Below are 18,442 nucleotides of genomic sequence, written 5' to 3' on the forward strand. Positions count from 1 at the left end.
CGCAGGGACCTCAAGCCGTACGGCTACCCGGTTTGAGCTGCGGCATTGGCGCCGAGTGTGTGAGAAGCGCCCCCGGACGGCTGCAGAGATCCGGTGATGGGGCTGGGACCGGTGGGGAAACCGGTGCCGCATGTCGACGACCCGGCGACGTCCGCCGTCCCGTCCGGTGCCCCCGCCGCGCCCCGCCGCACCGCCGCGGGCACCGGTGGGCGCGGCCACCGTGCCGGTCGGGTCGCGTGCGCACCGTGGGTCCTCACGCTGCGTCACTCACTCGGATGACGTACACCACCGAGCCACCGGCGCCGCGGCGACGGACGCTGATCGGGGTACTCGACGGTCTTCCGCGACGTCAGCGGCCCGGGCGCCCGGAAAACGGGCCCGACAAGCCGTCGCCGCGTAGGGAGGAGTTCTTCAATGGCCAGCCCTTTGTCACGGAACTGGGACCACGCCGTCGTCACCGGCGGCGCGGGCTTCGTCGGTTCCCACCTGTGCGCCGCCCTGCTGGACGCGGGCGCCTCGGTCACCTGCGTGGACGACTTCAGCACCGGCCGGCCGGAGAACGTGGCGCCCTTGCTCGACCGGCCCGGGTTCACGCTGGTGCGGGGCAATGTGGCGGAGGGGCTGACCGTCGACCGGAAGCCGGATCTCATACTCCACTTCGCCTCCCCCGCGTCGCCCGCCGACTATCTGCGCCTTCCCCTGCACACGATGGACACCGGCAGCCTGGGCACGCGCAACGCCCTGGACCTGGCGCACCGCTCGGGCGCGCGCTTCGTGCTCGCCTCGACCTCCGAGGTCTACGGGGACCCGCAGCAGAACCCGCAGGACGAGCGGTACTGGGGGCATGTGAACCCGGTCGGCCCGCGCAGCGTGTACGACGAGGCCAAGCGGTTCGGTGAGGCCCTGACCACCGCGCACGCCGAGGCGAAGGGCACCGACACCGGCATCGTGCGGCTGTTCAACACCTACGGTCCGCGGATGCGGGGGCACGACGGCCGCGCGGTTCCGACGTTCGTGCGGCAGGCGCTCGCCGGTGAGCCGCTCACGGTCACCGGTGACGGACGCCAGACGCGGTCCCTGTGCTACGTCGACGACACCGTCCGCGGCATTCTCGCGGCGGCGGCGCACGGCATGCGCGGCCCGGTGAACATCGGCAACCCCTCCGAGATCACCATGCTCGACCTCGCCCGCCTGGTCATCCGGCTCGCCGGGTCGTCGTCGGAGATCCGGTTCATCGAGCGGCCGACGGACGACCCGGCCGTGCGCTGCCCCGACATCACGCTGGCCCGCGACAAGCTCGGCTGGGAGCCGCAGGTGGACGCCGAGGAAGGCCTGCGCCGCACCATCGACTGGTTCCGCGCCACCACCGGCGGCTGACCCGCGCGCCCGCCTCCCGGCCGCGCCCCACGGCAGCAAACGCGCCCCGTCGTTCGATGCCCGTACCGGACACTCCCCCCCCCGCGCCCGCCCCCTCGCCATCCGCTTCCGTCCGGCTCACGTATCGCCGAAAGGCCTCGGAACCCCATGCGCATCCTCGGAATCAACGCTCTGTTCCACGACCCCGCCGCCGCCCTGGTGATCGACGGCCGGACCGTCGCCGCCGCCGAGGAGGAGCGGTTCTCCCGGCGCAAGCACGGCAAGCGGCCGGTGCCGTTCTCCGCCTGGGAACTGCCGGAGAAGGCCGCCGCGTGGTGCCTGGGGCGCGCCGGACTGCGCCCCCAGGACCTCGACGCCGTCGTCTACTCCTACGATCCGGACCTCGCCCGGCCGGCCGAGGCCATGGGCCTGGACGACCCCTGGGACCACCTGCGGCAGACCTACGCCCGCGAGGCCCCCGGCTTCCTGAAGACGGCGCTGCCGGGCCTCGACCCCGGCATCGTCCGTTTCGTACCGCACCACATGGCGCACGCCGCGTCCGGCGCCTTCGCCGCGCCCGACGCCGGGGACTCCTCCGTGCTGGTCCTGGACGGCCGCGGGGAACGCGCCTCACACCTGGCCGCGCGCCGGGTCGGGGACCGTCTTGAGCCCCTGTACGCGCAGGAACTGCCGCACTCCCTGGGGCTGGTCTACGAGGAGCTGACCGAGCACCTGGGGTTCCTCAGGTCCTCCGACGAGTTCAAGGTGATGGCGCTCGCCTCGCACGGCCGCCCCCGCATGGTCGCCGAGCTGCGCCGCCATGTGTACCCCACAGGTGACGGCGGCTTCCACGCCACCGGGGTGCCCTGGCACGAGCTGTGCGCGCCGCGCGGACCGGACGAGCCGTGGACGCAGGACCACGCGGACGTGGCCGCGAGCGCGCAGGCCGTGCTGGAGGAGACGCTGCTCGACCTGGTGCGCTGGTTGCACGGCAGGACGCACCACAGCGTGCTCACGCTCGCCGGGGGCGTCGCGCTGAACTGCGTCGCGAACTCGCGGATCGCCCGCGAGGGGCCCTTCTCCCGGGTGTGGGTGCAGCCCGCCGCCGGTGACGCGGGCACGGCGCTGGGCGGGGCTCTGCTGCTGGCCGCCGGGCAGGGGGACCAGCCGGAGCCGATGCCGGGCGCCGATCTGGGCCGGGACTGGTCGGACGCGGAGCTCGGTGCATGGCTGAAGACGGCGGCGGTGCCCTTCGAGCGGCCCGCGGACATCGCCCGGACCGTCGCCGAGACCCTCGCGGACAACGGGATCGTGGCCTGGTTCCAGGGCCGTTCCGAGTTCGGCCCCCGCGCGCTGGGGCACCGTTCGCTGCTGGCCCACCCCGGGCACGCGGGCAACCTGGAGCGGCTCAACGACGTCAAGGGCCGCGAGCAGTTCCGGCCGGTGGCGCCCATGGTCCTCGCCGACCGCGCCTGCGAGATCTTCGACGGTCCGCTGCCCAGCCCGTACATGCTGTTCGTGCACGACGTGGCCGAGGCGTGGCGGGACCGCATCCCGGCGGTCGTGCACGTCGACGGCACGGCCCGCATCCAGACCGTCGACCCGGCCAAGGAGCCGCTGGTCGCCCGCATGCTCGGTGAGTTCGAACGGCTCACCGGGCTGCCCGTGGTGGTCAACACCAGCCTGAACACGGCGGGACGGCCCATGGTGGACGACCCGCGCGACGCGCTGGAGTGCTTCGGCTCCTCCCCCGTCGACCTCCTCGCCATCGGCCCGTACGCGGTGCGGCGCGGGGACTTCTTCCGCGGCGCCGACGCGAGGAGCACGTGATGGCGCAGCGCGGAGACGACATGGTGACCACCGCCGACGACGCGTACGCGGTGGTGATACCCACGCTGGGACGGCCCAGCCTGAGTGCGTGCCTACGGGCGCTGGCTGAGGCGTCCGGGCCCCGGCCGGTGCGGGTGGTCCTCGTCGACGACCGCCCCGGAGACGAGGGCGAGCCGCTCACGGTCGACATCCCGGGGCCGCTGCGCCCGGTCACCACCGTGGTGCGCGGCCGTGCCCGGGGGCCGGCCGCGGCCCGCAACGACGGGTGGCGGGCGGCCGGGCGGATCCCCTGGATCGTGTTCCTCGACGACGACGTGGTGCCCGGCCGTACCTGGGGCGACGACCTCGCCCTCGACCTGGCGGAGTCGACGGAGCCGACGGGCGCGATCACCGCCCGGATCGATGTGCCGGTGCCGTCCGACCGCCGGCCCACCGACTGGGAACGCAACACCGCCGGCCTCGCCACCGCGCGGTGGATCACCGCCGACATGGCCTACCGGCGTACAACCCTTGAGGCCGTCGGTGGTTTCGACGAACGGTTCCGGCGGGCCTTCCGGGAGGACGCGGACCTCGCGCTGCGGGTGCAGGCCGCGGGATGGACGGTGACCGCGGGCTCCCGGACGACCACGCACCCGGTGCGCCCGGCCGACCGCTGGGTCTCGGTGCGCCTGCAGGCGGGGAACGCGGACGACGTGCTGATGACGCGGTTGCACGGACCCGGGTGGTGGAGCAGGGCGGGCGCACCACGGGGACGGCTGCCCGGTCATCTGGCGGTGACCGGAGCGGCGGTGGCGGCCCTCGCCTGCGCGGCCCTGCGCAGGCCCCGGGCCGCCGCGGTCTGTGCCGCCGGCTGGCTGGCCGGTACCGCCGAGTTCGCCCTGGCACGGATCGGGCCGGGGCCGCGCACCCCGGACGAGGTGGCGACCATGGCGCTGACCAGCGTGCTCATCCCGCCCGCCGCCACCTGGCACTGGCTGCGCGGTCACATCGTCCACCGGGGAGTGACGCCGCACGTCGCATACGACGCCGGGGCACAGCCGCCGGTGCGGCGCCGGTCGCTCGAGGAACGGGTGCACCCATGAGCGGACGTCCCCTGCCGCCCCGTCACCCCGAGGCCGCCGTGCCGTCGGCGACCGGGCCCTGGCTGCTCGACGGCCCCCAGGGCGGCCCGCCGCAGGCGGGGGGCGGCCTGCCGGCGGCGGTGCTGTTCGACCGCGACGGCACGCTCGTGTCCGATGTGCCCTACAACGGTGACCCGGAGCGTGTCGAGCCGATGCCGACGGCGCGGGAGGCGGTCGACGCCGTCCGTGCGCGGGACATTCCCGTGGGGGTGGTCAGCAACCAGTCCGGCGTGGCCCGCGGCCTGCTGACGCGCGCTCAGGTGGAGGCGGTGCGGCGGCGGGTGGAGGAGCTGCTCGGCCCGTTCGACGTGTGGGCGGTGTGCCCGCACGGCCCGGGCGACGGCTGCGGCTGCCGCAAGCCCGCACCGGGCCTGGTGGTGGCCGCCTGCGCACGGCTCGGCGTCCCGGTGGAGCGCGCCGTCGTCATCGGGGACATCGGCGCGGACATGGGGGCCGCCCGGGCGGCGGGCGCCCGCGGCGTGCTGGTGCCGACCCCCGTCACCCTCCCGGAGGAGATCGAGGCCGCCGAGACCACGGCCGGCGACCTGCTGGCGGCGGTGCGCCTGGTGCTGGACCCGGAAGACGGCTCCGGTCAGGGGCCGCGCGCCGCCTCGATCGCGGGGGAGGCACGATGACGGACACCCGACGCCTTCCCCGCACCCTGGTCGTGCGCCTCGACAGCGCCGGCGACGTGCTGCTCGCGGGGCCCGCCGTGCGTGCCGTCGCGGCCGGTTCCTCGCACACGGCGATGCTGTGCGGTCCCCGCGGGGTGCAGGCGGCGAAGCTGCTGCCGGGTGTCGACGAGGTGCTGGAGTACGACGCCCCGTGGGTGGGGCTGGAACCGGCGCCGGTCTCCCGTACGGCGACGCGGCAGCTCCTTCAGACGCTGACCGCGGGCTGCTTCGACCGCGCCCTGGTGCTCGTCTCGTACCACCAGAGCCCGCTGCCGATCGCGCTGCTGCTGAAGCTGGCCGGGGTCGGCTGGACGGCCGCCGACAGCGAGGACTACCCGGGCGCCCTGCTCGACCTGCGGCACCGCCGGCTGCCGCACCGGCACGAGGCCCTGGCGGCGCTGGACCTGGCGCGGGACGCCGGTTTCGCGCTGCCGCCCGGCGACGAGGGGGCGCTGCGGGTCACCACGCCGCCGGACACCACTCACCTCACCGGGTCGGAGCCGTACGTGGTGCTGCACCCCGGCGCCGCGGTGCCGGCCCGGGCGTGGAGCCCCGAGCGGGCGGCGCGCGTCGCGGCCGCCCTGGCCGCCGAGGGCTACCGGGTCGTGGTCACCGGGGGCCGTGGGGAGCGGGAGCTGACCGCGAAGGTGGCCGGATCGCACGGGCTGGACCTCGGCGGCCTCACCGATCTGCGGCAGTTGGCGGGGGTGCTGGCCGGGGCGCGGGTGGCGGTGATCGGCAACACCGGTCCGGCGCATCTGGCGGCCGCGGTGGGCACACCGGTCGCCTCCCTGTTCGCGCCGGTCGTGCCCGCCGAGCGCTGGGCCCCGTACGGCGTCCCGCACGTTCTGCTCGGGGACCAGGGCGCGGCGTGCGCGGCGACCCGCGCCCGGCACTGCCCGGTGCCGGGACACCCGTGTCTCGACGGTGTGAGCGATGCCGAGGTGCTGGCCGCCGTGGCGGCGCTCTGTGAGAGAAGGCCCACGGCGACGCATGACGCGGACCGGACTCGAAAGACGGACCGAACGGATCTCGCCAAGGACGGGTCGCCCGGACCGGGTGACGCGTCCCGCCCGAAGGACGCGTCCGGCCCCGAGGACGTGTCAGGGCCCGGGGACGCGTGCGGCCCGGCGGAGGACGTGTCCGGGCCGGCGGAGGACGTGTCCGGGCCGGGCCGCGGTCCCGAGACGGAACGAGGAGCGACCGTATGAACATCCTGTTGTGGCATGTGCACGGCTCCTGGACGACGGCGTTCGTCCAGGGTCCCCACACCTACCTCGTTCCGGTGACACCCGGCCGCGACCCCGACGGACTGGGGCGGGCCCACACGTTCTCCTGGCCGTCCTCGGTGCGCGAGGCGACCCCCGAGCAGCTGCGGGACGCGGACGTGGACCTGGCCGTCCTGCAACGGCCGCACGAGCTGGAGCTGGCCGAACGCTGGCTCGGCGGCCGCCGCCCCGGCCGCGACATACCCGCCGTCTACCTGGAGCACAACGCACCCGACGGCGACGTGCCGAACACCCGGCACCCCTTCGCCGACCGCGGCGACCTGACGCTCATCCATGTCACCCACTTCAACCGGCTGTTCTGGGACTGCGGCAGAACACGCACCGAGGTCATCGAGCACGGCATCGTCGACCCGGGACACCAGTACACCGGCCGTCTCGCCCGCGGGGCCGTCGTCGTCAACGAGCCGGTGCGGCGCGGCCGCTACACCGGTACGGATCTGCTGCCCGCACTGGCGGAGGCGGCGCCGCTGGACGTGTTCGGGATGCGCACCGAGGGCCTGGCCGGCCATCTCGGGCTGCCCGAGGAGCGGTGCCGCAGTGCGGACCTGCCGCAGGCCGAGCTGCACCGGGCGATGGCCGAGCGCCGGTTCTATCTGCATCCGGTGCGCTGGACCTCCCTCGGCCTGTCGCTGCTGGAGGCCATGCACCTGGGCATGCCCGTCCTGGCGCTCGCCACCACCGAGGTGGTCGAGGCGGTCCCGCACGGCGCGGGCGTGCTGTCCACCCGGCCCGACGTCCTGGCCCGGGCAGCCCGGCACTACCTGCACGAACCCGAAGCCGCGGCCGTGGCCGGCGCCCGTGCCCGCCAGGCGGCCCTCGGCCGGTACGGGCTCAAGCGCTTCCTGGACGACTGGGAGCGCGTGATGACGGAGGCGCGCTCATGACCTCATCCCTGCCCCCCATCCAGCCCGGCACCGTCGACCCCGACGGCCCCGGTTCCCTTTCGATCGCACTGGTCTCGGAACACGCGAGCCCCCTCGCCACCCTGGGCGGGGTGGACGCCGGCGGGCAGAACGTCCACGTCGCCTGCCTGGCCGGGGCGCTCGCCGACCGGGGGCACCGGGTGACCGTGTACACCCGCCGCGACGACAAGGAACTGCCGGACCGGGTGCCGCTGCGCGAAGGGGTCGAGGTGCGCCATGTGCCCGCGGGTCCGCCGGAGCCGCTGCCCAAGGACGAACTGCTGCCCTACATGGCCGACTTCGGGCGCTACCTGGCCGGGGTCTGGCGGGTGCGGGCGCCGGACGTGGTGCACTCGCACTTCTGGATGTCGGGGCTGGCCTCGCTGCGCGCCGTACGCGAGCTGGGGCTGCCGCTGCTGCACACGTACCACGCGCTCGGCACCGTGAAGCGACGCCACCAGCAGCTGGCGGACACCAGTCCGCCGCGGCGGATCGCGTACGAGACGGAGGTGGGCCTCGGCTGCGACCGGGTGATCGCCACGTGCCGGGACGAGGTCGTCGAACTGGGCAGGATGGGCATACCCGCCGGGAAGGTCAGCATCGTGCCGTGCGGGGTGGACACCGAGCTGTTCACGCCGAAGGGTCCGGTCGCCGAACGCGGCTCGCGCCGGCACCGGCTGCTCCAGCTGGGCCGCCTGGTGCCGCGCAAGGGCGCGGCGGTGTCCGTCGCCGCGCTCGCCCTGCTGCCGGAGACGGAGCTCGTCGTCGTCGGCGGGCCGTCGGCGGACCGGCTGGACGAGGACCCGGAGGTGCGCCGGCTGCGCCGCATCGCCGAGGAGCACGGCGTCGCCGACCGGGTGATCTTCAAGGGCGGTGTGGCGCCGCGCGATGTGCCGCCGCTGCTGCGCGCGGCCGACGTGGTGGTGTGCCCCGCGGACTACGAGCCGTTCGGCATCGTCCCGCTGGAGGCCATGGCCTGCGGCAGGCCGGTCGTGGCCAGCGCGGTGGGCGGCCAGCTGGACACCGTCGCGGACCCGACCACCGGGCGCCTGGTGCCGCCACGGGACCCGGAGGCCCTCGCCCGGGCCGTCGGTGAACTCCTCGCCGACCCCGAGACGCGGAAGGCGTGCGGCGCGGCGGGCCGCCGTCGCGTGCTGCGCAGGTACGGCTGGGGACGGGTCGCCGCGGCGACCGAGGCGACGTACTGCTCCGTCCTCGACGCCCAGCCCGCCGCCACGGGGGTGGTGTGATCACGCACCGTCCGCCCGGCCCTCGACAGCGTTCCCGACCCACCGCGGAGCTCCGACGTCCGAAGGAGGTGCGGGTCCGGCCGCCGTCCCCGTGACGCGGTACGCCCGATCAACATGACCGATTCTTCTGCATCCCTTGCACTCGATGCCGCGCACCTGCACTGCCGTTCGCTGGAGCAGGCGCTCGTCCGCCTGCGCCGGGACGGCCTGCACCGGATCGCGGAGTGGGGCGGCCGGCTCGCGATCGTCCTTTCGGCCGGCGGCCGGCTGCTGGCCGCGGGCAACGGCGGCAGCGCCGCCCAGGCCCAGCATCTGACCGCCGAGCTGGTGGGCCGTTACCGGCAGGAACGGCCGGCCTACTCGGCGATCTCGCTGCACGCGGAGACCTCCAGCGTGACCGCGATCGGCAACGACTACGGCTTCGACCAGGTCTACGCCCGGCAGGTGGCCGCGCACGGCCGCCCGGGTGACGTGCTCGTGCTGCTGTCCACCTCCGGCCGCAGCGCCAACCTGATCAGCGCGGCCGTGACGGGCCGGGCGGCCGGCCTGCGCGTCTGGGCACTCACCGGGCCGGGCCCCAACCCGCTGGCGGAGGCGGCCGACGAGGCCCTGCGCATCGACGTCGGCAACACCGCGACCGTTCAGGAGGCCCATCTGGTGGCCGTCCACCTGCTCTGCGAGAGCTTCGACGCGGCGCTCGGCGCCGCCACCCGGCCCACCGCCGCGCCGCGTACGGTCGGGGCGCACGGGAGGGCGTCGTGACGGCGCGGGCTCCACTCGTGGTCGTCGGGGACGTCCTGCTCGACGAGGACATCGAAGGTGTCGCCACCCGGCTGTCCCCGGACGCCCCCGCCCCGGTCGTCGACGTCACCGAGGACCGGCATCATCCCGGCGGGGCGGGACTCGCCGCCGCGCTGGCGGCCCGCGGCGGGCGTGAGGTGGTGCTGGTGACCGCGCTCGGCGACGACTCGGCCAGCGAGGCCGTACGCCGTGATCTGCGCGGCCGGGTGCGGCTGGTGGAGATCCCGCTGAAGGGCAGCCTGCCGGTGAAGACGCGGGTGCTGGCGAGCGGCCGGCCCCTGGTGCGGATCGACCGGGGCGGCGGCACGCCCGGCGAGCCGGACGCCGCGGTGCGCGAGGCGCTCGCGCAGGCGCACGCCGTGCTGGTCGCCGACTACGGGCGGCACACGGCCGGTGCCGTGCGGGAGCATCTGGCGGCCGTCGTGCCGCGTACGCCGCTGGTGTGGGACCCCCACCCCCGGGGCGACACTCCCGTGCCGGGGGCGCGGCTCGTCACCCCGAACGCGGCGGAGGCGTCCGCCCTGTGCCCCGGCGACGGCGACTCGCTGCGCGCGTACGCCGACCGGGCCGCTCGGCTCGCGGAGCGCTGGCAGGCGGCCGGTGTCGCCGTGACGCTCGGGGACCGCGGGGCGCTGCTGGCCAGGCCGGGGAACGGCACGCCGATGCTCGTGCCGCCGCCGTACCGGGCCAGCGGGGACCCCTGCGGCGCGGGCGACTGCTTCGCGGCCACGACGGCGGCGGCGCTGGCGGACGGCGCACTGCCGGAGGAGGCCCTGCAGCGGGGCGTCGCGGAGGCCGCCGCGTTCGTCTCGGCGGGCGGGGCCGGGAATCCGGCGCTGTGGCGGATCTCGCCCCCTCCCCCGGCGCAGACCCCCCGCACCGACGCCTTCGCGGTCGCCGAGCGGGTCCGGGCGCGGGGCGGCACCGTGGTGGCCACCGGCGGCTGCTTCGACCTGCTGCACGCGGGGCACGTGGGCCTGCTCGAGAGCGCGCGGCGCATCGGCGACTGCCTGATCGTGTGCCTCAACTCGGACTCCTCGGTCGCCCGGCTGAAGGGGCCGGGGCGCCCGCTGAACACGGTGGCGGACCGGGTGCGGGTCCTGGAGGCGCTCGGCAGCGTGGACGCCGTCGCGGTCTTCGAGGAGGACACCCCGGAGACGGTCCTGAAGCGGCTGCAGCCGGATGTGTGGGTCAAGGGAGGCGACTACTCCGTCCAGGACCTGCCGGAGGCGGAGGCGCTGCGGGCCTGGGGCGGGCAGGCGGTCGTACTGCCCTATCTGGACGGCCGCTCCACGACGCTGCTGGCCCGCCGGGCGGCGCGGGCCGCCGTGCCCCCGGTGCCGCCGTCGTGAGGACGGCCGAGGCGCCCTCGCCGCGGGTGCTGGTGCTGCGGGCGCTGGGGCTGGGCGATCTGCTGACGGCGGTGCCCGCGCTGCGGGCGCTGCGGCGGCATCTGCCCCAGCACGAGATCGTGCTGGCCGCGCCCGGGCGGCTGGAGCAGGCGGCCGCGGCGACCGGCCTGGTGGACCGGCTGCTGCCCGCCTCGGCCCCCGGCCGGGCGGTGCCCGCCGAGCTGGCCTGGGCCGGGGCCGCGCCCGATCTGGCAGTGGATCTGCACGGCAACGGCCCGCCGAGCCATCTGCTGCTGCAGCGGCTCGGTCCGCGGCGGCTGTTCGCCTACGCGCACCCGGACACTCCCGATGTCCCCGGCCCGGTGTGGCGGGAGGACGAACACGAGCGGGAACGGTGGTGCCGTCTGCTGGCCTGGTACGGCGTCCGGGCGGACCCGGAGGACCTGTCGATCCCGGCGCCCGCGACGCCCTCCCCCGCACCCGGCGCCGTCGTGGTGCACCCCGGGGCCGACGCCGCCGCGCGGTGCTGGCCGCCGGAGCGGTTCGCGGCCGTGGCGCGGGAGGTGCGCCGCTCGGGGTACGACGTGGTGGTGACGGCGGGCGCCGGGGAGGGCGCGTTGGCGCGGAATGTGGCCGCTCGGGCGGGGCTGCCGCCGGAGGCGGTCGTGGGAGGCGACGGGGACGTGCCGTTCGACCGGTTGGCCGCGCTGGTGGCCGGGGCCCGCTGCGTGGTGGTCGGCGACACCGGGCTCGCGCATCTGGCCACGGCGCTGGGCACACCCTCGGTGGTCCTGTTCGGCCCGGTCGCCCCTCGGCTGTGGGGGCCGCCCGCCGACGCACGGCACCGGGTGCTGTGGCATCCGGAGGGCGACGATGCGCCACGGCCCGGGGACGCGCACGGGAGGGTGCCGGACGAGCGGCTGTTGAGGATCACGGTGGCGGAGGTCACCGAGGCGGTGCACGGCCTGCTGGAGCCGGGGTCGGAACGGGAGCCGGGGGTGGGACGGGAGCCGGGGCCGGGGTCGGGACGGGAGCCGGGGCCGGGCCTTGGGACACGGGGCGGGGTGCCGGGGGCACTGACGACGGGCCTGCGGGCCCGCAGCTGACGGAGGGCGACGGCAGACCGGCGGGCCCGTGAGGGCTGTTCCGTGCGACGGCCGACGCGAATAACCACGAGCCCTCTGAGCCCTCTGAGCCCTCTGAGCCCTCTGCACGAGCCCTCCACATGCCTCCGCCGTCCGGGTGACGGTCGATCCCCCTCCCCTCCCCTCCCTGCCGGCACCCGGCCACCTCAGCGGCATCCGGCGCGACGGCCCCGCCGGGCGCTGAGGCCCGGGCGACGGCACGGCGGGGAGACGGCCCCGGCAACAGGCGCGGCACGGCGGGGAGGGGGCAGGCAACGGGTGAGGGCACGGAGGCCGACCCCGGCAACGGGCGACGGCACGGCGGAGACCGCCCCAGCAACAGGCGACGGCACGGCGGAGACCGCCCCAGCAACAGGCGACGGCACGGCGGAGACCGCCCCAGCAACGGGCGCCGACCTCCGTGCCGCCGCCCGGACGGCTCAGGCCGCGGTGCTCAGGTCCGGTACTCCGCGGTCCTCCGTGCGGAGCACCACCGCCGGGGTGGTGCGGCGCCGGCGCAGGGTGAAGCCCGCTCCGATCGTGCCCGCGATGACCACACCGCCGACGACGAGGGCGCCACGGGCTCCGGCCACCTGCATGAGGAGGCCGAGCGCGGGCGGGCCGCCCAGGCCCCACGCCGTGCTGATGGTCCTCCACACGCCGAGTACGCGCCCCCGCAGGTGGGCGGGCGGGTCGGTCTGCAGGACGGTGGTCCCGGCGGTGTCGGAGACGGACTCCACCACGGCCATCGGCAGAACCAGCACCAGCAGCACGGCGAGCGACGGCGAGAGCCCCGCCACGATCTGGAGGAGTCCGCCCACGGCGGCCAGCGTGCCCACCACCCGCACGGAGGGCCGGCGCAGCCGGGCACCGAGGACCGCACCGACGATGCCTCCGACGGCGAGGACGGTGGACACCGTGCCGAACGCCCCGGCGCCGCCCGCGAGCGGGCCGGTGACGAGGACGGCCAGGGTGAGGCCGTAGTTGCGTCCGAAGATCGCGCTGATCCCGGTGATGCCCGCGAGGGCGACGAGCCGGGGGCGGCGCGCGAAGAACGCCAGGCCCTGCCGCACGGTCATGTCCCCGCCCGCGGGTCGGCTGCCGCGCTGGGCCGGGATGGCCGGCGCACGGCGAGCGGGAGCCCGTACGGCGCCGGGTGCCGGGCGGAGGAAGGGGATGACGGAGGCGACGAACAGGAAGGAGACCCCGTTCGCGGCGTACGCGGCGGCCGTGCCGAAGAAGCCGATCGCCACACCGGCGAGCGCCGTACCGACGAGCCGGCCCGCGCTGTGCACCAGCGAGCCCACGCCGATCGCGGAGGGGACGTCCTCCTCGCGGACGAGGTCGTTGCCCAGCAGCGCGCACGCGGGCCCGTCGACGGTGGCGATCAGGCCGGTGACGGCGGCCAGCACCATCAGCACGGGCACGTCGAGCCGGCCGAGCGCGACGAGGACGGCCGTCGTGAAGGCGACGGCGCCGAGGAGCGCCTGGCTGACGGCGGCGGTCAGCTTCCTGGGCAGGCGGTCGACGGCGGCGCCGCCCGCGAGGCTCACGAGGAGGGCCGGGGCGGCCTGCACGGAGATCGACAGACCCGTGGCGGCGGCGGACCCGGTGATCTTCAGGACCAGCAGGTTCTGCACCGTGAGCTGCATCCAGGTGCCGGCGTTCGAGACGAAGTTCGCCAGGGACCACCAGCGCATGCTGCGGTACTTCAGGGACCTCCAGGGCGAGGAGGACTCGGCCGCCGGGGCGGCGTCCGGCGCGGAAGCAGCCGGCACGGGGGCAGGAAGGGACGCGGAAGCGACAGGGGAAGAAGGCACAGTGATCTTCGGGGAGGGGTCCCGGGGGACTCACACGGAACATCGGCGGGAGCTCGGTACACCGGCTGCGCTGCGCGGTCGCTCCCCCGGATCTGGCGGGTGCCGTGCCGCCGGTGAGCCGCGGTGCGGGTCCCGGGAGGACGGCGTCGACCATCGTGGCAGACGGGAACGGCGAGTCGTCGTCGGGTGCTCCGGACGGGGTGCCGAACACACACGAAGTCCCCGACCGCGTCGGGGACTTGGTGCTCCTGTGTACTTGCTCACAACGTCCGTGCCCGCCCGCCGTGACGTCAGTCCTCCAGTTCCTCCTGGATCGGCGTCTTCGGCGCATCGCGCAGGTGCTGTGACAGCCCGGGTTTGCCGCCCTCGCGCGCCTGCTCGGCACGCTGTGCGGCGGTGTGTCCGAGGTCGGAGTCGGGATCCACCCGGACCGACCGCGCCACGTCCTCCCGGCTGGTGTACTCCTCGGGCGGTATACCGCGCAGCGCCTTGACCACCTCGTCCGAGGCGCCGGCCGCGCGTGCCGCCGTCAGCAACTGGTCCTTGTCGGCCGGAAAGTCGACGTCCTTGAGCGCGCCGAGCACCTCCGGCACATTGGTGTGTGCATGGGGGGCCTCCTTGCTACTGCTCTTCGTGGTCCTCCCGCTGGATCCCCGCCTCCTCCATCGCCTCACGCATGGTGCGACCGGACGGACCGGTGGGGGCGGGCTTGCCGGCCTTCTCCTCCGCCGGTTCCATGACCACGTCGTCGGTGGTCCCGGTCTTCTGCCGGTTCTCCTCGGGAACGGTCATCGCGACGATTCCTCACATGCGCCTTTCGCTTCCTGAACGACGGCGAGTACCCGGAGACCAGGCCGTGAACACCCTGAAGATCGGGAGCACGCACGTGCGTGTCGCACGGCACATACGGCGGACCATGCCGCGAAGCTGACCTGGGCGGTACCTGTGGGCCGCGACGCCCTGACTCCCGTCCGACATGCCCGGCGGCGCTGCGGGAACCCACGGGAACGCACGGTCCCGGCGTGAGAGAGGAAGTGTTCGATGCAACCGATCGCCTCGGGGCCGCGAGCACTGGCCGCCACGGTCGTGGGCCAAGGGGATCTCGACGCGGCCCGCGCCCAGATGGGCTTCTCCCTCGCCTGGCACATCGTGCTGGCCTGCCTCGGCGTGGGCCTGCCGCTGCTGACCTTGATCGTGGAGTGGCGGGGTGTGCGGACGGGGGACCCCTCGTACCGTCTCCTCGCCCGCCGCTGGGCCCGCGCCATGGGGGTGCTCTTCGCCGTCGGCGCGGTGTCCGGCACGATTCTCAGCTTCGAGATGGGCCTGCTGTGGCCGGGTCTGATGGGAACCTACGGCCAGGTCATCGGCCTGCCCTTCGCCATGGAGGGGATCGCCTTCTTCATCGAGGCGATCTTCCTGGGCATCTACCTGTACGCGTGGGACCGGCTGCCGCCCCGCACCCATCTGCTGACCGGTGTGCCGATCGTGGTCGCGGGTGTGGCGTCGGCCTTCTTCGTGGTGTGCGCCAACGCCTGGATGAACCAGCCCCGCGGCTTCACGCTGCGTGACGGCAAGGTGGTGCACGTCGACCCGTGGGCGGCCATGTTCAACCCGGCGACCCCGCCGCAGACCACGCACATGATCCTCGCGGCCCTGATGGTCGCGGCCTTCCTGACCTCCAGCGTGTACGCGGTGGCGCTGCTGCGCGGCCGCCGGGACCGCTACCACCGGCTGGGCTTCACCGTCCCGCTGATCCTGGGCGCGATCGTCACTCCCGTGCAGCTGGTCGTCGGGGACTGGGCGGCGCGTTTCATCGCCCGATACCAGCCGGTCAAGCTCGCCGCGATGGAGGGCGTCTACCGCACCGGTGACCACGTGCCGCTGACCATCGCCGGCATCGCGGGCCCGCGCGGCCTGCGCTACGGGCTGGAGATCCCCGACGGGCTGTCGCTGCTGGTGGGCTACAGCCCGAACACGGTGATCAAGGGCCTGGAGGAGGTACCGCCCGACCAGCGCCCCCCGGTCACCGGGGTCCACCTGGCCTTCGACCTGATGGTGGCCTGCGGCCTGTTCCTGCTCGCGGTGAGCGTGTGGCTGCTCGTGCTGGGGCTGCGCCGCAGGCGCCGTGGCGGTCCCTGGCTGGAGGGGGAGAGCCGCCCGCTGCGCGCCTTCCTGGCGCTCGGCGTCCTCACCGGACCGGCGGCGGTGGTCGCCCTCGAGTGCGGCTGGACCGTGACCGAGGAGGGGCGTCAGCCGTGGATCGTGTGGGGGCTGCTGCGCGTCCACGACGCCGTGAACGTGGCCCCCGGGCTGATGGCCGGGCTGTGGCTGGTGGTCGTCGTCTACGCGCTGATGACCGTGGCCACGGTCTATGTGCTGCGCCGGCTGACCCGCGACCGGCCCGTTCCGCTCGCTCCCCAGGAGCACGACGTACGGGAGTACCCCGTTGTCTGACCGCTCGCCCTTGCTGTGTGCCCGCACCACCGTGACGGGGGGACGCTGATGCTCGCCAACGCGGCCCTGGCCGCCATGTGGGTCGGCCTGACCTGCTACGCCCTCTTCGGCGGAGCCGACTTCGGGGCGGGCCTGTGGGATCTGCTCGCCGGGGGCAGCGAGCGCGGCAGGCCGCCGCGGCGGCTCATCGAGCACAGTATCGGCCCGGTGTGGGAGACCAACCACGTGTGGCTGATCTTCGTCGTCGTCATGTTGTGGACGGGGTTCTCACCGGTGTTCGCGGCGGTGATGTCGACCCTCTACATCCCGCTGACCCTGACGGCTCTCGGGATCATCGCCCGGGGTGCCGCGTTCGCGTTCCGCAAGGTCAGCACGGAGGTGTGGCAGCAGCGCCTGTTCGGCGGCTTCTTCGCGCTGTCCTCGGTGGTGACGCCCTACTTCCTCGGATCGGTGGCCGGATCCGTGGCCTCGGGGCGTGTTCCGCCCGGCCTGGCGAAGGGGAACCTGGTCACCAGCTGGCTCAATCCCACCTCCGCTCTGGGCGGCGTGCTGGCCGTGCTGACCTGCGCGTTTCTGGCGGCCGTGTATCTGAGCGGGGATGCCGCGCGGACCGGGGAGGACGACCTGGCGGTCTACTTCCGGCACCGGGCCCTGGTCACGGGGATGGTGACGGGTGTGGTGGCGCTGGCAGGGATCGCCGTCCTGCACGCGGACGCGCCGCAGCTCTTCCACGGCCTGACGCACCGGGCGCTGCCCCTGGTGGTGGTCTCGGCCGTGCTCGGCGTGTTCAGCCTGGCCTTGCTGATGCGGGCGCGGCTGACGTCGGTGCGGGTCACGGCGGCCGCGGCGGTCGCCGCGATCCTGTGGAGCTGGGGGGTCGCCCAGTATCCCGCGATGCTGCCGCCGTCGGTCACCGTGCGTGACAGCGCCTCGCAGTCGTCCGTCCTCGGGGCGAGCCTCGCGGCCCTGGCGGCCGGTGCGCTGCTGCTCGTGCCGTCGCTGCTGTGGCTGTACTCGCTCTTCCAGCGCCGCCCCGCACCCGCGACGGGGGACGGCGAGCGCGGCGCCTGAGAGCCATTCCCCCGGCCGTGGCGGTGCGGCCGGGGATCGCGCGCCCGGCCTGCGCATGGCCCTGCCGGGCACCGGGTACTCGGGGGTCCGGCGCTTTTGGCGGCGCCGTGTCAACCGGAACGTCTCACCGCCTGGAGGAGCCATGGCGGGTGTCAGCCCCACAGATCTGCAGAAAGCACTGTCCGGCGCGGAGTACCCGGCCGACACCGAGCAGCTCAAGAAGGTCGCCCGGGACAACCGCGCTCCCAAGGAGATCACCGAGCGCATCGATCATCTCGGGAAGAAGAAGTTCCAGAACCCGGCCGAGGTGAGCAAGGCGGTGTTCGAGAACGAGTGATCCGATATCCAAGGTGCGGCGGCCGGGGCGAGGTGCCCCGGCCGCGGTGCGTGCGGCCGGTGGTCAGCCGACGTACTTGCGGGCCGGGGAGGTCCGCCTCGCCTCCTCCAGGGCGACCAGCCGGGCCTCGAGGTCGGCGGGCACGGGATCGCGCTGTTTCAGGACCCAGGGAAGCCCCGCCGCCGCCCGCGCGAACGCGCGCAGGGACGCGTGGTCCCGGGGGACGGTGCGCATGAGGTACCAGGTGCGGCGCAGCGCGGACGGCCAGGGGCGGCGCAGCCAGGTGAACCAGAGGGTGTTGCGCAGTCCGAGGACGCGCCGTTCGGTGCTGTCCCGCACCTGGGACGCGGCGTGATGGATGGTCAATTCCGGTACATAGCTGAGCCAGTGGCCCCGGCGCAGCAGGTCGGTGGCGAGGAGTTCCTCCTCACCGCCCAGCCACAGCCCGGGGTGGAAGCCGCCCACGGCCCTGAAGGCGTCGACGCGCATCACGGTCGCGGCGGCGAGGAAGGAGCCCAGGGCGGGGCCGGGCAGCCAGTCGGGGCCCGTGAGGGGTGAGTCGCGCAGTTCGGCGACGACGGGGTCCTCCTCCCCCGACGGCTCGACCACGATGCGCGCCGTCACGGCCGCGAGCTGGGGATGCGCGTCGAGGAGGTCCGCGGCCCGCCGCAGGGACCCGGGTTCCCACCAGGTGTCGTCGTCGCAGAACGCCACATAGGGCGTCCGTACCTGACGCACGGCCAGGTTGCGGCCGACCGCTCCCAGGTTGCGTCCGGGGCACAGCAGCCGGACCTCGGGGAAGTGCCGGGTGACGGCGTCCGCGGTGCCGTCGGTGGAGCCGTTGTCGGTGACGACGACCTGGGGCCGCTCGGGAAGGTCCCGCAGGGTCCGCAGGGTGCGCAGCAGTTCGAGGCGGCGGTCCCGGGTGATCACGACGACCGTGGTCCGGGGGTCGGGGTGGAGGTCGTCGCCGTGCGCGGTGCCGGTGTCGTTCCGGGGGGTCGTGGCGGGCACGTGAGAGGGGTCGTGGGGCATGTCCGCTCGTCCTCGGTCGTCGGTGC

Annotated in this window: 16 protein-coding genes and 1 pseudogene; 13 read left to right on the forward strand and 4 right to left on the reverse strand. The window is 74.8% G+C overall.

Translation table 11 applies throughout. From position 1 onward, the window contains the following. Nucleotides 1-414: 414 nt before the first annotated feature. The 10 genes and pseudogenes from ACIRC0_RS25790 to ACIRC0_RS25835 all read left to right on the forward strand — a co-directional run bounded on the left by ACIRC0_RS25790 (nucleotide 415) and on the right by ACIRC0_RS25835 (nucleotide 11,681). The gene (locus tag ACIRC0_RS25790) at nucleotides 415-1,377 is read left to right on the forward strand and encodes a UDP-glucuronic acid decarboxylase family protein (RefSeq protein WP_403619823.1); all 963 of its coding nucleotides are present in this window, start codon (nucleotides 415-417) and stop codon (nucleotides 1,375-1,377) included. Between the two features lie 147 nt (nucleotides 1,378-1,524). Beyond that, on the forward strand, nucleotides 1,525-3,186 hold the full coding sequence (locus tag ACIRC0_RS25795; protein WP_403619825.1) for a carbamoyltransferase: 1,662 nt from the start codon (nucleotides 1,525-1,527) through the stop codon (nucleotides 3,184-3,186). After that, nucleotides 3,186-4,268: a glycosyltransferase family 2 protein gene (locus tag ACIRC0_RS25800; protein ID WP_403619828.1), complete on the forward strand. Its 1,083-nt coding sequence runs from the start codon at nucleotides 3,186-3,188 to the stop codon at nucleotides 4,266-4,268. The genes ACIRC0_RS25795 and ACIRC0_RS25800 overlap by 1 nt, the downstream gene beginning before the upstream one ends. Continuing rightward, on the forward strand, nucleotides 4,265-4,942 hold the full coding sequence (locus ACIRC0_RS25805) for a D-glycero-alpha-D-manno-heptose-1,7-bisphosphate 7-phosphatase (RefSeq protein WP_403619831.1): 678 nt from the start codon (nucleotides 4,265-4,267) through the stop codon (nucleotides 4,940-4,942). Before ACIRC0_RS25800 ends, ACIRC0_RS25805 begins: the two co-directional genes overlap by 4 nt. Further along, nucleotides 4,939-5,961: pseudogene (locus tag ACIRC0_RS25810) on the forward strand (glycosyltransferase family 9 protein); the annotation flags it as partial. The gene ACIRC0_RS25805 and the pseudogene ACIRC0_RS25810, both read left to right, overlap by 4 nt. 227 nt (nucleotides 5,962-6,188) lie before the next feature. After that, nucleotides 6,189-7,154, forward strand: coding sequence for a glycosyltransferase (locus ACIRC0_RS25815; RefSeq protein WP_403619834.1), 966 nt, complete (start codon nucleotides 6,189-6,191; stop codon nucleotides 7,152-7,154). Next, nucleotides 7,151-8,422, forward strand: coding sequence for a glycosyltransferase (locus ACIRC0_RS25820; RefSeq protein ID WP_403619837.1), 1,272 nt, complete (start codon nucleotides 7,151-7,153; stop codon nucleotides 8,420-8,422). Before ACIRC0_RS25815 ends, ACIRC0_RS25820 begins: the two co-directional genes overlap by 4 nt. 114 nt (nucleotides 8,423-8,536) lie before the next feature. Then, on the forward strand, nucleotides 8,537-9,184 hold the full coding sequence (locus ACIRC0_RS25825; protein ID WP_403619840.1) for an SIS domain-containing protein: 648 nt from the start codon (nucleotides 8,537-8,539) through the stop codon (nucleotides 9,182-9,184). After that, the gene (gene rfaE2 / locus ACIRC0_RS25830) at nucleotides 9,181-10,575 is read left to right on the forward strand and encodes a D-glycero-beta-D-manno-heptose 1-phosphate adenylyltransferase (RefSeq protein ID WP_403619843.1); all 1,395 of its coding nucleotides are present in this window, start codon (nucleotides 9,181-9,183) and stop codon (nucleotides 10,573-10,575) included. Before ACIRC0_RS25825 ends, rfaE2 begins: the two co-directional genes overlap by 4 nt. After that, entirely contained in the window at nucleotides 10,572-11,681 is a 1,110-nt protein-coding gene (locus ACIRC0_RS25835; protein WP_403619847.1) for a glycosyltransferase family 9 protein, read from the forward strand. Before rfaE2 ends, ACIRC0_RS25835 begins: the two co-directional genes overlap by 4 nt. Nucleotides 11,682-12,139: 458 nt before the next feature. Here ACIRC0_RS25835 and ACIRC0_RS25840 read toward each other — a convergent pair whose 3' ends face one another. From ACIRC0_RS25840 to ACIRC0_RS25850, 3 genes are all read right to left on the reverse strand, one after another. After that, on the reverse strand, nucleotides 12,140-13,477 hold the full coding sequence (locus tag ACIRC0_RS25840) for an MFS transporter (protein WP_403619851.1): 1,338 nt from the start codon (nucleotides 13,475-13,477) through the stop codon (nucleotides 12,140-12,142). A 332-nt stretch (nucleotides 13,478-13,809) separates the two neighbouring features. Continuing rightward, a complete protein-coding gene (locus ACIRC0_RS25845) occupies nucleotides 13,810-14,112 on the reverse strand; it encodes a DUF2795 domain-containing protein (RefSeq protein ID WP_403619854.1) in 303 nt (100 codons plus the stop codon). A 28-nt stretch (nucleotides 14,113-14,140) separates the two neighbouring features. After that, nucleotides 14,141-14,311 (reverse strand): hypothetical protein, encoded by a 171-nt coding sequence (locus tag ACIRC0_RS25850; protein ID WP_403619857.1) that lies wholly within the window; start codon nucleotides 14,309-14,311, stop codon nucleotides 14,141-14,143. Nucleotides 14,312-14,560: 249 nt separating this feature from the next. Here ACIRC0_RS25850 and ACIRC0_RS25855 point away from each other — a divergent pair, with 249 nt between their 5' ends. The 3 genes from ACIRC0_RS25855 (at nucleotide 14,561) to ACIRC0_RS25865 (ending at nucleotide 17,381) form a co-directional block, all read left to right on the forward strand. After that, complete coding sequence (locus ACIRC0_RS25855; RefSeq protein ID WP_403619859.1) at nucleotides 14,561-15,973, forward strand: cytochrome ubiquinol oxidase subunit I; 1,413 nt, start codon at nucleotides 14,561-14,563, stop codon at nucleotides 15,971-15,973. Nucleotides 15,974-16,021: 48 nt separating this feature from the next. Continuing rightward, complete coding sequence (locus ACIRC0_RS25860; protein ID WP_403619862.1) at nucleotides 16,022-17,044, forward strand: cytochrome d ubiquinol oxidase subunit II; 1,023 nt, start codon at nucleotides 16,022-16,024, stop codon at nucleotides 17,042-17,044. A gap of 142 nt (nucleotides 17,045-17,186) precedes the next feature. Further along, entirely contained in the window at nucleotides 17,187-17,381 is a 195-nt protein-coding gene (locus tag ACIRC0_RS25865; protein WP_200422965.1) for a DUF2795 domain-containing protein, read from the forward strand. A gap of 63 nt (nucleotides 17,382-17,444) precedes the next feature. Here the strand turns inward: ACIRC0_RS25865 and ACIRC0_RS25870 are convergent, their stop codons facing one another. Next, nucleotides 17,445-18,395, reverse strand: a complete 951-nt coding sequence (locus tag ACIRC0_RS25870) for a glycosyltransferase family 2 protein (protein ID WP_403619865.1) — start codon at nucleotides 18,393-18,395, stop codon at nucleotides 17,445-17,447. Nucleotides 18,396-18,442: the final 47 nt, after the last annotated feature.

It is taken from the genome of Streptomyces sp. NPDC093984 (assembly GCF_044764595.1).
GTDB lineage: Bacteria > Actinomycetota > Actinomycetes > Streptomycetales > Streptomycetaceae > Streptomyces > Streptomyces cynarae.

Coding starts and splice junctions, on each gene's coding strand:
- ACIRC0_RS25790 (WP_403619823.1), top strand. CDS start 415: ATGGCCAGCCCTTTGTCACGGAACTGGGACCACGCCGTCGTCACCGGC.
- ACIRC0_RS25795 (WP_403619825.1), top strand. CDS start 1,525: ATGCGCATCCTCGGAATCAACGCTCTGTTCCACGACCCCGCCGCCGCC.
- ACIRC0_RS25800 (WP_403619828.1), top strand. CDS start 3,186: ATGGCGCAGCGCGGAGACGACATGGTGACCACCGCCGACGACGCGTAC.
- ACIRC0_RS25805 (WP_403619831.1), top strand. CDS start 4,265: ATGAGCGGACGTCCCCTGCCGCCCCGTCACCCCGAGGCCGCCGTGCCG.
- ACIRC0_RS25815 (WP_403619834.1), top strand. CDS start 6,189: ATGAACATCCTGTTGTGGCATGTGCACGGCTCCTGGACGACGGCGTTC.
- ACIRC0_RS25820 (WP_403619837.1), top strand. CDS start 7,151: ATGACCTCATCCCTGCCCCCCATCCAGCCCGGCACCGTCGACCCCGAC.
- ACIRC0_RS25825 (WP_403619840.1), top strand. CDS start 8,537: ATGACCGATTCTTCTGCATCCCTTGCACTCGATGCCGCGCACCTGCAC.
- ACIRC0_RS25850 (WP_403619857.1), bottom strand. CDS start 14,311: ATGACCGTTCCCGAGGAGAACCGGCAGAAGACCGGGACCACCGACGAC.
- ACIRC0_RS25855 (WP_403619859.1), top strand. CDS start 14,561: ATGCAACCGATCGCCTCGGGGCCGCGAGCACTGGCCGCCACGGTCGTG.
- ACIRC0_RS25860 (WP_403619862.1), top strand. CDS start 16,022: ATGCTCGCCAACGCGGCCCTGGCCGCCATGTGGGTCGGCCTGACCTGC.
- ACIRC0_RS25865 (WP_200422965.1), top strand. CDS start 17,187: ATGGCGGGTGTCAGCCCCACAGATCTGCAGAAAGCACTGTCCGGCGCG.